Annotated in this window: 14 protein-coding genes; 10 read left to right on the forward strand and 4 right to left on the reverse strand. The window is 67.8% G+C overall.

Going from position 1 to position 12,733, the window contains the following annotated elements:
• Positions 1–75 precede the first annotated feature (75 nt).
• The 4 genes from FVA74_RS00130 (at position 76) to FVA74_RS00140 (ending at position 2,092) form a co-directional block, all read left to right on the forward strand.
• Positions 76–804 (forward strand): SUMF1/EgtB/PvdO family nonheme iron enzyme, encoded by a 729-nt coding sequence (locus FVA74_RS00130; protein ID WP_147722982.1) that lies wholly within the window; start codon positions 76–78, stop codon positions 802–804.
• Positions 805–1,018: 214 nt separating this feature from the next.
• Positions 1,019–1,159, forward strand: coding sequence for a hypothetical protein (locus FVA74_RS13495; protein WP_168220000.1), 141 nt, complete (start codon positions 1,019–1,021; stop codon positions 1,157–1,159).
• Between the two features lie 79 nt (positions 1,160–1,238).
• The gene (locus FVA74_RS00135; protein ID WP_147719768.1) at positions 1,239–1,841 is read left to right on the forward strand and encodes a hypothetical protein; all 603 of its coding nucleotides are present in this window, start codon (positions 1,239–1,241) and stop codon (positions 1,839–1,841) included.
• Entirely contained in the window at positions 1,838–2,092 is a 255-nt protein-coding gene (locus tag FVA74_RS00140) for a hypothetical protein (RefSeq protein WP_147719769.1), read from the forward strand. The genes FVA74_RS00135 and FVA74_RS00140 overlap by 4 nt, the downstream gene beginning before the upstream one ends.
• Before the next feature lie 118 nt (positions 2,093–2,210).
• Here the strand turns inward: FVA74_RS00140 and purB are convergent, their stop codons facing one another.
• Both purB and FVA74_RS00150 read right to left on the reverse strand, forming a co-directional pair.
• Complete coding sequence (gene purB / locus FVA74_RS00145) at positions 2,211–3,596, reverse strand: adenylosuccinate lyase (RefSeq protein ID WP_147719770.1); 1,386 nt, start codon at positions 3,594–3,596, stop codon at positions 2,211–2,213.
• On the reverse strand, positions 3,593–4,114 hold the full coding sequence (locus FVA74_RS00150; RefSeq protein WP_147722983.1) for a low molecular weight protein-tyrosine-phosphatase: 522 nt from the start codon (positions 4,112–4,114) through the stop codon (positions 3,593–3,595). Before FVA74_RS00150 ends, purB begins: the two co-directional genes overlap by 4 nt.
• A gap of 159 nt (positions 4,115–4,273) precedes the next feature.
• On the opposite strand from FVA74_RS00150, the gene FVA74_RS00155 reads away from it, so the two are divergent.
• Together FVA74_RS00155 and FVA74_RS00160 are read left to right on the forward strand one after the other, a co-directional pair.
• Positions 4,274–4,507, forward strand: a complete 234-nt coding sequence (locus FVA74_RS00155) for a hypothetical protein (RefSeq protein ID WP_147719771.1) — start codon at positions 4,274–4,276, stop codon at positions 4,505–4,507.
• Positions 4,504–5,916 carry a hypothetical protein gene (locus FVA74_RS00160; RefSeq protein WP_147719772.1) on the forward strand — a complete coding sequence of 471 codons (1,413 nt, stop codon included), beginning with the start codon at positions 4,504–4,506 and terminating at the stop codon, positions 5,914–5,916. The genes FVA74_RS00155 and FVA74_RS00160 overlap by 4 nt, the downstream gene beginning before the upstream one ends.
• 4 nt (positions 5,917–5,920) lie before the next feature.
• Here FVA74_RS00160 and FVA74_RS00165 read toward each other — a convergent pair whose 3' ends face one another.
• The gene (locus FVA74_RS00165; protein ID WP_147719773.1) at positions 5,921–6,322 is read right to left on the reverse strand and encodes a phage holin family protein; all 402 of its coding nucleotides are present in this window, start codon (positions 6,320–6,322) and stop codon (positions 5,921–5,923) included.
• A 91-nt stretch (positions 6,323–6,413) separates the two neighbouring features.
• Here FVA74_RS00165 and FVA74_RS00170 point away from each other — a divergent pair, with 91 nt between their 5' ends.
• From FVA74_RS00170 to FVA74_RS00185, 4 genes are all read left to right on the forward strand, one after another.
• Positions 6,414–7,517 carry a histidinol-phosphate transaminase gene (locus tag FVA74_RS00170; RefSeq protein ID WP_240792256.1) on the forward strand — a complete coding sequence of 368 codons (1,104 nt, stop codon included), beginning with the start codon at positions 6,414–6,416 and terminating at the stop codon, positions 7,515–7,517.
• A 67-nt stretch (positions 7,518–7,584) separates the two neighbouring features.
• Complete coding sequence (locus FVA74_RS00175; protein WP_147719775.1) at positions 7,585–8,700, forward strand: thiamine pyrophosphate-dependent dehydrogenase E1 component subunit alpha; 1,116 nt, start codon at positions 7,585–7,587, stop codon at positions 8,698–8,700.
• A gap of 14 nt (positions 8,701–8,714) precedes the next feature.
• On the forward strand, positions 8,715–9,734 hold the full coding sequence (locus tag FVA74_RS00180) for an alpha-ketoacid dehydrogenase subunit beta (protein WP_147722984.1): 1,020 nt from the start codon (positions 8,715–8,717) through the stop codon (positions 9,732–9,734).
• A gap of 23 nt (positions 9,735–9,757) precedes the next feature.
• On the forward strand, positions 9,758–11,080 hold the full coding sequence (locus tag FVA74_RS00185; protein WP_147719776.1) for a dihydrolipoamide acetyltransferase family protein: 1,323 nt from the start codon (positions 9,758–9,760) through the stop codon (positions 11,078–11,080).
• Positions 11,081–11,100: 20 nt separating this feature from the next.
• On the opposite strand, the gene FVA74_RS00190 is transcribed toward FVA74_RS00185, so the two are convergent.
• Positions 11,101–12,606 carry an ABC transporter substrate-binding protein gene (locus FVA74_RS00190; RefSeq protein ID WP_168220001.1) on the reverse strand — a complete coding sequence of 502 codons (1,506 nt, stop codon included), beginning with the start codon at positions 12,604–12,606 and terminating at the stop codon, positions 11,101–11,103.
• Positions 12,607–12,733 lie beyond the last annotated feature (127 nt).

The raw sequence follows: 12,733 nt of genomic DNA on the forward strand, positions 1-12,733 counted from the left end.
ACGTTCGAAATTCCGGGGGATTGAGATTGGGAATTGGCATCAGGGCTGAGGAGGCGAACGCAAGTGGACATCGAGATGGCGCCCATCGCCGCTGGCACCGTCATGATGCACGATGCGCGGCAAAAGGTGCGCTGGAGCGTGGACCTCGAAGCCTTCGATATCGGCGTCTATCCCGTCACCGAGGCGCAGCTCGGGGAACTGCTCGGCGAGACTGCCCACCACCCACGACGTCCCGCCGTTGAGGTCAGTTGGCTCCGCGCCATCCGCTTCTGCAACGCCGCATCCGAATGGGAGGGGCTCGACCCCGCCTACTCCGTCGACGGTGAGGATGTCATGTGGCATGTCGACTCCGATGGCTACCGGCTCCCGACCGAGGCTGAGTGGGAGCACGCCTGCCGCGCCGGCTCGACGGGAGCGCACTACGGCCCGCTCACGGAGATCGCCTGGACGAGCGCCGACGGCGTGACGAATCCGCAAGCGGTGGGTGGGAAGCACCCGAACCTCAATGGCCTCTTCGACACGCTCGGCAACGTATGGGAGTGGTGCTGGGATCTGCTCGACCCGGCACGGTACGGCTCCTATCGCGTCTTTCGCGGCGGAGGATTCGCTGACGATTCGTGGAGCGTGCGCGCCTCGGTGCGTCGAGGCGGGGCGCCCGGGATGCACCACGACGACCTCGGGTTCCGCGTCGCCCGCGGCGGCTTCGACGCGAAGGATGCCGCGCAAGGCTGGTCGGCGGCTGCTGACACCGAACGAGCCGTGCTCGACGGCCCCCTGCCACCCGGCTGGACTCCGCTGCGCTGACGACCGCGACATCCCTTGCAGGGAGTCTCCTGACAGGAGCTTGCAGGCCCGGGCAGATGGGACGAGCGTGGAGCCATGGACAAGGAGAATCGCGAAGGCTTCGACAAAGACGAGGTCAAGGAGGTCGCGCCAGACGTGGACCCCGAGACCAAGACCGATGAAGAAGGCACGCCCGTTGAAAACCCGTCCGGTTGAGGGAGACAAGGAGCCGAGCATGAGCGACAAGAACGAGAAGCCGGAGACCCCTGAGAACTTCGATGAGCCCGGCGACAACACGGTCGAGAACAGCCAGGACGAGATGGGCGGCGGCTACGGCGGGCCGGCACCCGTGAATCCGGAGGACGAGCAGGCGTAGCGCTCGGCTGAGGGACGCGGAGGAGCCCCAGTCGTGCGCCGGTAGACTGGCGTGGTCCCCGCCCGCAGGAAGAAGCCCCGTGTCATCACGCCAAAACCCGGCCACAGCCAAGGCCGTCACCGCCGCCTATTGGCCGGTGCCGCTCTCGCGCGCCGTCGTTGCGCTCGCGGTGGGTCTCGCTGTGACTTTCCTCGCCGACCACTCCCCCCGCGTCGGCTTGATCGCACTCGGCGCCCTCGGCCTCGCCGGTGGTCTCGTCATCGCGCTGCTCGGGCGCGGACGGGTCGCTGACCGGACGGCTTCCCGGATGCTGACGGGGCAGGGCGTCCTCTCGGCCCTCATCGGTGCGATCTCCCTCACGCTCGCATTCACGGGTGCCGGCCTCGGTTCGCTCCTGCTGCTTGCCACGCTCTTCGCGGTGCTCACGGGCGCGCTCGAACTGTATGCGGGCATCCGCACCCGGCGAACGGTCGGCCGTGAGTGGATCACGGTGGGCGCTGGCACGATCGTCTTCGCGCTCGTGCTGCTGATTGCGCCCCTCGACAGCATCGCCGTCGTCGGATTCATCGGCGCCTACGGCATCATCCTCGGCGTCTACCTCATGATCGCCGCATTCTCACTGAAGTGGGCGCAGGGCGAGACCGCCGTCGCCACACCCCCAAGCACAGGAGCAACACGATGAGCCAGCCGAGCCGCAAAGACGTCATGCGGCCCTACGAGTACCTCGCGATCGCGGCCGTGCTGGCCCTCTTCTCGGGAATCGTCGCCCTCGCCACGACGCGCGACCCCATCGTCGCGATCATCGGCTTCGGGGCAGTCTTCATCCTTACCCTGATGACACTCGCGCTCCTCGCGATGGCGATCAAGCCCGACGAGAAGGAACTCAGCGACCTCGAGGACCAGGACCGCAAGCAGGGCCCCACGCTGCACTGAGCGGGTGCGCATCCGCTCGGCCAACGGTGTCGAATGCTGAGCGCTGAGCGTTCTGAGTGCCGAGAACTGGCGCTCCCGCTTGGAGCGTTCGCGCCAACTCTCGACCCTCGTGTCGAACTCAGTCGTTGAGCCGGTCGACCAACTTCGAGGCGAGTCCCGTGTAGTCCTGCGGGGTCAGGCCCCGCAGGCGCGCCTTCGCCTCGTCGCCGATGTCGAGTCCGTCGACGAACTCCACGAGCTGCGCCTGGTCGACGCGGTTGCCGCGCGTCAGCTTCTTGAGCAGCGCATAGGGATCGCTGATCGAGCTGCGGCCGGCAGTGACCTCGGCACGCACGACCGTCTGGATCGCTTCCGCGAGCACCTCCCAGTTGCCGTCGAGGTCGGATGCGAGCCGCGCCTCGTTGAGGTTGATTTCGGCGAGCCCGCGCTGGATGTTGTCGATCGCGAGCAGGGAGTGGCCAAACGCGACACCGATGTTGCGCTGCGTCGTCGAGTCCGTGAGGTCGCGCTGCAGCCGTGAGGTCACGAGCGTCTGGGCGAGGGACTCGAGCAGCGCCCCCGCGATCTCAAGGTTCGCTTCCGCGTTCTCGAAACGGATGGGGTTGATCTTGTGCGGCATCGTCGAGGAACCCGTGGCCCCCTCGACCGGGATCTGCGTGAAGTAGCCCATCGAGATGTAGGTCCAGACATCCGTGCACAGGTTGTGGAGGATGCGGCCCGCGTGGTTCATGGCCTGGTAGAGCTCGGCCTGCCAGTCATGGGACTCGATCTGCGTCGTGAGGGGGTTGAAGGTGAGGCCGAGTCCCTCCACGAACTGCTGCGAGAGGGTTGGCCAGTCGAGGCTGGGCTCCGCGATCGCATGCGCCGCGAAGGTGCCCGTCGCGCCGCTGAACTTGCCAAGGTATTCGACGGCATCGATGCGACGGATGACGCGGCGCAGGCGGTGCACGAAGACCGCGAGCTCCTTGCCCATCGTCGTGGGCGTTGCGGGCTGCCCGTGGGTGAGGGCGAGCATCGGCACGTCGCGGTGCTGCTCGGCGCGCGCCGAGAGCGTGTCGACGAGGGTCGTGAGCCGCGGCATCCACACGTCTTCGAGAGCCGCGCGCACCGTGAGCGCGTAGGAAAGGTTGTTGATGTCCTCGCTCGTGCACGCGAAGTGCGTGAGCTCGGCGATGCTGTCGAGGCCGAGGCGTGTGAGCTGCGCCCGCACGTAGTACTCGACCGCCTTGACGTCGTGGCGGGTGACGGCCTCCTCGCGGGCGAGCGCGTCGATCGCCTCCTGGTCGAAGTCGGTGACGACGGCGCGCAGCGCGGCCTTCTGCTCCTCGCCGAGCGGCGCCGAGCCGAAGAGCGAGCGATCGGTGAGGAAGATCAGCCACTCGATCTCGACCTGTACGCGTGCCCGGTTGAGGCCCGCCTCGGAGAGGTGCTCCCCGAGGTCGCTCACGGCGGCGCGGTAGCGACCGTCGAGGGGGCTGAGGGGCTGGAGGGGTAGGGGGGTCATGAAACTCCTCGCCGGAGGGCCGGCTCTATCTGGCGGAACAGTGCCGCGCTTGCCTGGTGGATCATCCTCAGCACCCTGTCGAACAGGGCCGCGTCGGAATAGTACGGGTCGGGAACATCGACGAGATGCTCGTCGGGGTCGAAGCTGAGCAGCAGGTGCACCTTGCTGCGGTCGGCGGGGGTCTGCGCCCAGTTCTTGAGGATGCGTTCCTGGCTGCGGTCGAAGGCGACCACGAGGTCGAAGTGCTGGAACCAGTCCGGGTCGAACTGCCGCGCCCGGTGCGACGCCCCGTCATAGCCGTGCTCGCTCAACGCCGTCAGGGTGCGGGTATCGGAGCGCTCCCCAACATGCCAGTCGCCGGTGCCCGCCGACGTGACGGAGATGAGCGAGTCGCATCCCGCTTTGCTCACGATGTCGCGGAACACGGTCTCGGCCATGGGAGAGCGGCAGATGTTGCCCGTGCACACGAAGCAGATACGAAAGAGCGCCGAATCGTCAAGTGGCCGATCGAAGCTCATGCCGCTCATTGTCTCGCAGTTCTCGTCGGGCCGCAGCAGCGGGCTTCCTCCCCAGGCGACGGATGCCGCGGCTCTCCCCTGCGCTCCGACGAGACGCATTGCGTCCCCCGGGGTCCTGCGACGCTCGGACACCGACCCGATCCCCACGAAAGGAGCAGCGTGGACGCACTCCTCGCCATGCAGAAGAACATCATCGCTTCCGAGCTCAGCCAACTGATCGAAGCCAGGGCGCAGCTGCCCACCCCGGAATGGCACGAATGGAGGGGGCTCGCGCGAGAGGCGTACTCGATCTGCCTCGTCAAGCTGCATATCGAGGTCACCGCCGCGATCGAGAAGCTGCAGTTCGCGCTCGACGCGACCGAGCGTGCAATGACGACAGTGGGAACGCGATGAGCGACGACCTCACCGTCTACGGCGGCGGCAGGGTGAAGGTGTCGACCGAGGAGATCTCGAGCGATGCGGCGCAGCTTCGCGATTTTGCCTCTGTGGCCGGCGGCACCAGCTTCCACCTGGCATTCCTCGATCGCACCCTGAGCGACAGGGTCCTCGTCGCCGCCGACGCGCCGATCTCTGCCGCAACCGCCAGCCAGGCCCTCGATGACTGTGATGCCATGCTCCGCTCTGTACGGGCGCAGGCAGAGGGCATCGCGGGAGCCTTAGACGCCACCGCGAACGTCTACGGCGCGGCAGAGCAGATGTCGCGAGAACTCATGCGCCTTGCGGCTGGCGAAGTCGCGCGACGACTTGGCGGCGCCTACCCATTCCTGCTCGCGTGGCTGACGCCCACCGCGCTGGGCGCGGCAGCGACATGGGCCGTTACGCCTGAGCACGGCCGCGAGGCACTTCTCGACCTCGTGGCGCAGAACCCCAGAGTGCTGAATGACTCGCGCCTGGTCGACATCGTGCGGCTCGCAGTCTCGAGCGTCGACGAGTTCGGTTCGGGGGCGCTTCAACTGCGCAGGGACGTCCACTGGTTGCTGAGTGACGTGCTCGGCGTGGTGGGTCTCTCGACGTCAGCGGTCGTCGTGACGAATGCCCTGCGGGGCGTCGGGCTAGCCCGGGAGACGCCAGTGACGGTCGTCCGCACCAAGCACAGCACCCTGGTCGAGGCTCCCGCCGGGCTTGCGGAGCAGGCGAAGCGGATACCGTCGAGCAACTCGCAGATCACGATCGAGCGCTATGAGGTGCCCGAGGGGCCGGACCGTTTCGTGGTCTACGTGGGCGGCACGAAAGAGGGCGGACTGCATCCCGGCAGCGAGCCCTTCGACATGACGAGCAACCTCGCCGGTATGGGGGAGAGCTCGCCCTTCTCCCGGGATTCCGCAGCGGTGACCCGGGCTGTCGAACTGGCGCTGAAGGAGGCTGGCGTGACGCCGGAGAACCCCATCCAGATCGCGGGGTACTCGCAGGGAGCGATGGCGGCGCTCAACATCGCTAACTCGAGTGACTTCGCCGTGCACTCGGTGTTCACGGTCGGCGGCCCGACGGGAGAGCTGCCGATCCCCGACGATGTGCTGTACCTCGCGCTCGAGCACGAGGAGGACATCGTGACCGCCCTAGGAGGGGTGCACCGCGACCCCGACACGATCGTCGTGCGGCGATCGTTGTTCGGCGACGGCGACATCCCCACGACGTCTGTGCTGCCTGCGCATGAACTTGCGCGCTACCAGGAGACAGCTGCCCTGCTCGATGACGCAAAGGAAGACCGCGTGGCGTCGTTTGTCGACCAGACCAGGGACTTCACGAAGGGGGCCGTGGGTGTCTCCTCGGAGCGGTACTTGGCCCGGCGCAAGGAGGACTAGCGCCTCAGCGCCGCGCGCTGGGCCCCACCGCGGGGCGCACGACGATCGAAATGAGCCAGGAGAGGAAGCCGAGCACAAGAGCCCCGAGCACGCCCCACCAGAAGCCGTCCACGACGAGGCCGAAGCCGATCCCCTCGGAGATCCACGCCACGAGCAGGAGGAGCAGCCCATTCACGACGAACGAGATCAGCCCGAGCGTGAGGATGTAGAGGGGAAACGCAACGATGCGGATCAGGTTGCCGATGACGCCGTTGACGATGCCGAAGATGAGCGCCACGAGAAGGAAGGTCAGCACGGTCGCCGTCGTGTCGCCCGGCTCGAACGAGACGACATGCACGCCCGCGACGATGAGTGTTGTCAGCCAAAGGGCGAAGGCGTTGATGAGGAGTCGCACGAGAAAGAGCATGGCTCCACTATCCCAGTGCCCACCCGGCGAGGCAATGATATCCAGGGGTCTGACGGGGAGCAGCTGGCCACCGAACAATAGAGTTGACGACGTGAGTCACCCCGAGAGCAGCCCCGTCCGCATCCGCCCCGAGATCCTGCAGGCCGTCGCCTACCAGCAGGGCAAGCCGGCGCCGGCGGATGCCTTCAAGCTGTCATCGAACGAAAACCCGTACCCGACGCATCCGGCGGTCATGGCGGCGATCGCGGCGACCGAACCCAACCGCTACCCGGATGCCCTCGCGGGCGGCGTGCGGGCGAGGCTCGCCGAGCGCTATGGCATCGACACGGAGCGGGTGCACGTCGGCTCGGGTTCCGTTGCCGTGCTGGCGCAGCTCATCTCCGCCGTCGCAGGGCCGGGGGATGAGGTGGTCTACGCGTGGCGGTCATTCGAGGCCTACCCGGGTCTCGTGACGGTGGCCGGTGCGACGAGTGTCATGGTGCCACTGCGTGCGGACCACGGGCACGACATCGACGCCATGATCGCCGCGATCACCCCGCGCACCCGCGCCGTAATCGTCTGCTCCCCCAACAACCCCACCGGGACCATCGTGACCCGCGAGGAGTTCGAGCGACTCATGGCCGCGGTGCCAGCCGACGTGCTCGTCATGCTCGACGAGGCCTACATCGAGTTCGTGGGCGACGACTCCGCCGTGCGCGGACCGGAGTTCCTCGACCGCCACCGCAACCTGGTCGTACTGCGCACCTTCTCCAAGGCCTACGGCCTGGCGGGCCTCCGCATCGGCTACGCGCTCGGGGACCCCGTCGTGCTGGGTGCCGCGCGCACGACCGCGATCCCGCTGTCCGTCACGGAGGCGGCACAGCGCGGGGCGCTCGCCGCCCTCGATCACGAGGACGAACTCCTCGAGCAGGTCCGCGAGCTCTCGGCGCGCCGCGACGAGGCCTGGCGGCGGCTGGCCGAGACGGGAGTCTCCGTGCCGCAACCGCACGGAAACTTCGTGTGGTTCCCTGCTCCCGGCGCAGCGGCATCCGTCGCCGAGGTGTTCCTGCGCCACGGAATCGTCGCCAGGGCACTCGGCGATGACGGCGTCAGGGTCACAATCGGCGAGGTCGAATCTGTCGAGAAACTCCTAAGCGCCGCGCGGGAGGTTGTGGAGAACCTAGCAACGGGGTCACAGGGGCCCGCGTTAGATTAGATGCTTGCCCGCCCCCCGGCGGCACACGCACCGAAGCTCACGACACAAGGACAGCGAGGTCAGCGGCATGGCGCAGACGGAAGACATGGTGCAGTTGCTGACCCCATCGGGAGAGCTCGCAACGAGCGGCGTCGCTGCCGAGTACCTGCAGTACGTCGAGGCGCTCAGCGATGAAGACCTCCGCGGGTTCCACCGCGACATGGTCAGGAGCCGGGCCTTCGACGCGGAGGCTGAGAACCTGCAGCGCCAGGGCCAGATGGCACTGTGGCCACCGAACCGCGGGCAGGAGGCAGCCCAGGTCGGCTCCGCCCGAGCCGCCCGCCGCCAGGATCACATCTTCCCTGCCTACCGCGAGCACGCCGTCGGCATGATCCGCGGCCTCGACCCTGTGAAGCTCATCGAGATGATGCGCGGCAACAGCCACGGCGGGTGGGACCCGGCCGAGACCGGCAACTTCCATCTCTACACGCTCGTGATCGGCTCGCACGCCCTCCACGCGACCGGGTACGCGATGGGCATCGGCCTCGACGGCAAGACAGGCACGGGGGATGCCGAGCGAGACGAGGCCGTGATCGTCTACTTCGGCGACGGCGCAACCTCGCAGGGCGACGTGAGCGAGGCCTTCGTCTTCGCCGCGAGCTACCAGACGCCGCAGGTCTTCTTTATCCAGAACAACCAGTGGGCGATCTCGGTGCCGGTCAGCGTGCAGTCACGCATCCCCCTCTACCTTCGCCCGCGTGGCTTCGGCATCCCGAGCGTGCAAGTCGACGGCAACGACGTGCTCGCGAGCTACGCCGTCTCCGCGAAGCACCTCGACGACGCCCGCGCCGGCCGCGGCCCCAGCCTCATCGAGGCGATGACCTACCGCATGGGCGCACACACGACCTCCGACGACCCCACGAAATACCGCACGAACGACGAGACGGAGTCGTGGCTCGCCCGCGACCCCATCACCCGCTTTGAGGCCTACCTGCGCGGCCGCGGCGAGTCAGATGCCTTCTTCGCGAGCGTTGCCGAGGAGGCCGCAGACCTGGCGGCGGATGTGCGACGCCGCACGCTCGAGCTGCAGGCGCCACCGGCATCCGTCGCTTTCGAGCACGTCTACAGCGAGCCCCACCCGGTGACGCAGTCGCAATACGAGTGGCTGCGCGAATACGAGGCATCCCTCGGAGGTGACGCATGAGCCAGCACGGCACCATGACCGACAAGGGGGCGGATGTCGCGACCCTGACTGAGCGCGAAATACAGGAGCTTCCCCTCGCCAAGGCCCTCAACGCGGGCCTGCGCAAGGCGATGGAGGACGACGACCGCGTGCTCCTCATGGGTGAGGACATCGGACCGCTCGGCGGGGTGTTCCGGGTGACGGAGCACCTCCACCGGGACTTCGGGCCGAAGCGGGTCATGGACACGCCGCTCGCGGAATCGGGCATCATCGGCACCGCGATCGGCCTCGCCATGCGCGGTTACCGGCCCGTCTGCGAGATCCAGTTCGACGGCTTCATCTTCCCGGGCTTCGACCAGATCACGACCCAGCTCGCCAAGATGACGAGCCGGCACCAGGGCGCCGTCACGATGCCGGTCGTCATCCGCGTGCCCTACGGCGGCCACATCGGCGCGGTCGAGCACCACCAGGAGAGCCCCGAGGCCTACTTCGCCCACACGGCCGGCCTGCGGCTCGTCAGCCCGAGCACTCCCCACGACGCCTACTGGATGATCCAGGAGGCCATCGCGAGCAACGACCCCGTAATGTTCTTCGAGCCGAAGAGCCGCTATTGGCACAAGGGTCCCGTCGACCTCACCTCCAACGCCGCCGCGCTGCACTCGAGCAAGGTCGTGCGCACGGGCGAGGACGTGACGCTCGTCGGGCACGGTGCCATGGTCAACGTGCTCATGCAAGCGGCGGAGATCGCGGCGGGCGAGGGCACGAGCATCGAGGTCGTCGACCTGCGCTCACTCTCCCCCATCGATTACGCGCCCATCATCGAGTCGGTGCGCAAGACGGGCCGGCTCGTCGTCGCGTCCGAAGCGCCCGGCTTCGTCAGCATCCCCTCGGAGATCGCCGCGACCGTGACCGAGCAGGCCTTCTACTCGCTCGAGGCGCCCGTGCTGCGGGTCTCGGGCTTCGACGTGCCCTTCCCGCCGGCCAAGCTCGAGACGGCCTACCTGCCCGACGCCGACCGCGTGCTTGAAGCGGTCGACCGGGCGCTCGCATACTGAGCCCGACAGACAAGGACACCACCGTGAGCACCTCCGAATTTCTCCTCCCCGATGTCGGGGAGGGCCTCACCGAGGCAGAGATCGTGTCGTGGAAGGTCAAGCCGGGCGACACCGTCACGGTCAACCAGGTGATCGTCGAGATCGAGACCGCCAAGTCGATCGTGGAGCTGCCGTCGCCCTTCAGTGGCACGGTCAGCGCCGTGCTGGTCGAGGAGGGTGCGACGGTCGACGTCGGCAGCCCGATCATCCAGGTCACGACGGGCGCCGAGGCCGAGCAGCCCGCCGCGACGACGGCGACGGATGCCTTGGCTGAGACGGTCGCCGACACGGCGCAAACGATCTCCCATGAGAGTTCGGGTGAGAGTTCCGGCGCTGTGCTCGTTGGCTATGGCGTCAAGGGCCAGGTGAACTCACGGCGACGTCGGGCAACGGGGGATGCCGGTTCGGCGCCGCTGAGGGCGTCACGCGTGCCGGCTGCGGCCGCGGCATCCGTCATCGCGAAGCCGCCCATCCGCAAGCTCGCAAAGGACCTCGGCGTCGACCTCAGTGAGGTGAACCCGACGGGACTCGCGGGTGAGATCACGCGCGACGATGTCGTGCGGCAGGCGTCGCAGGCGAGCGTCTTCCGCAACATCGCGACGCCCGCCTGGGGCGAGGAGCGCGAGGAGTACATCCCCGTCAAGGGCGTGCGCAAGGCGATCGCGACCGGCATGGTGCAGAGTGCCTTCACGGCACCGCACGTTGGCGTCTTCGTCGATGTGGATGCGACCCGCACGATGGAGTTCGTCAAGCGGCTCAAGAACTCCCCCGACTTCGCGGGCATCAAGGTCTCCCCCATGCTCGTCATGGCGAAGGCGATGATCTGGGCCGTGCGGCGCAACCCCACGGTGAACTCGACGTGGACGGATGAGCAGATCATCGTGCACCACTACGTGAACTTCGGCTTCGCGGCGGCGACGCCGCGGGGCCTCGTCGTGCCCAACATCAAGGACGCTCAGGAGCTCTCGCTGCGCGACCTCGCACAGGCGATCGAGTCGATGACGAACATCGCGCGCGACGGCAAGCTGCAGCCCTCCGACATGTCGGGCGGCACCATCACGGTCACGAACATCGGCGTCTTCGGCATGGACACGGGCACGCCCATCCTGAACCCGGGCGAGGTCGGCATCGTCGCGCTTGGCACGATCAAGCAGAAGCCCTGGGTCGTCGACGGCGAGGTGCGGCCGCGCTACGTCACGACGCTCGGGGCGAGCTTCGATCACCGGGTCGTCGACGGGGATGTCGCGAGCCGATTCCTTGCGGATGTTGCGAGCATCATCGAGGAACCGGCCCTGCTGCTCGACTGAGCCGCCGCCGACAGCCGGCCTCAGCCGAGCGGCTTGAGGCTGCGGTAGTTGATCGAGTTCGGCTCCCACGGTTCAACCGGGTTGCTGACGCTTGTCACGGTCGTGGAGTTCCACGCGAGGATCTCGGATTCGACGCGGTGTGCGCAGCTGAGGGCCTCGTCGGAGACGATCTCCATGGCGTCCGACCACAGTGCATCGGCCTTGTCGCTGATGCCCGCGTTCGTCGCGAGGTCGGCGGCCTCCCGCAGTGCCTCGCTCTCGACACCGGCCGGGTTGCCGGGGGCATCGGCCGCGAACCAGGTGCGGTACCAGTCGTAGGGGGTCAGCGAGGTGCTCATGCCGACACCGAGGCCGTAGTCGCCCGTGTTCCATGAGGCGTTGTACTTGACGGGGGGTAGCTCGTACACGGTCGCGCGCACGCCGCTGAGGGCCTGCGCGACCTGGTCCATGTACAGGGAGACCTGGGCGTTGTTGTCGGTGGATGCGACCAGTCGGGCGGACAGTTCGGGGCTCCCGGCCTGCTGGTAAAGCTTCTTGGCGGCCGCTTCGTCGTGCGCGTAGCCGGGTGCATCGAAGTGCCCCGCCGTGCCCTCCGTGAAGTACTGCGTCGCGCTCGTGCCCGCGCCCTCGAGCTCGTTGACAGCGTCGACGTTGATGGCGTGGCATACGGCCTGGCGCAGTTCGCGGCTCTCGAAGACTCCGCCGGGGCCGCGATCGAAGAACATGAGGCTCGTGCGGCTCGCCGGGTACTGCATGGTGCGAACCGGGGTATCGGCGAAGCGGGTGAGCATCTCGGGTTCCGCGTCGCTGACATCGAGCGTGCCTGCGATGAGGGCGGCCGCGGCGGCGTCGTCTCCGAGGCCCACGAGCTCGATGGTCTCGTAGCCGACGGACGCGCCCCAGTAGTCGTCGAAGACGGTGAAGCTCATCTTCTTGCCGGGCACGGATGCCTCAGCGTCGTAGGCCCACGGCCCCGTGCCGACGGGAACCTCGGCGATGCTGCCGTCCTCCAGCGAGGCGGGGCTCACGATGGGGGCGATGACGGTGGAGAGGGTCGTGAGCAGGCTCGAGTTGGGCGCGGAGAGCGTGAGTCGCACCGTCAGCTCGTCGACGGCGTCGATCGCACTGACCCCGAGGAGCGGGCCTCCCAGCGGTGCAGCCTGGATCGCCTCGAGGTTCGCCTTGACGGCATCAGCGGTCAGCGGTTCCCCGTCATGGAAGGTGACCCCTTCGCGCAGGGTGAGCGTCAGTTCGGTGTCGCTCTGTTCCCACTCGGTCGCGAGCATGGGGACGACTGCGCCGTCGCGGTTGCGCGAGGTGAGCGTCTCATAGGGAACGCGGATGTAGCCGGCCTCCGTCTGGTGACCGGGTGCCCAGTTCTCGGGCAGACCGCCCCAGTTGACCCGCAGCACGCCGCTTGGCTCACTCGCCTCGGCCTGGCCGGGAACGCCAGAACACCCCGAGAGAAAGAGGGTGCCGAGCAGCGCGGCGGCGGGCAGCGAGCGGAGCAGGCGGTTCTTGGTCATGAAGCGTCTCCCGAGAGGCGTAGACGGACAGCGAGTGCCCGACCGTCCCATGGACGTGATTCCCCGAGTCCCCCGCGGGCGAGTCCCCCTGACCGCCCGGGCGTTAGGTTAGCGCGTTCCTGGGATG

This window comes from Salinibacterium sp. dk2585 (assembly GCF_008001035.1).
GTDB lineage: Bacteria > Actinomycetota > Actinomycetes > Actinomycetales > Microbacteriaceae > Homoserinimonas.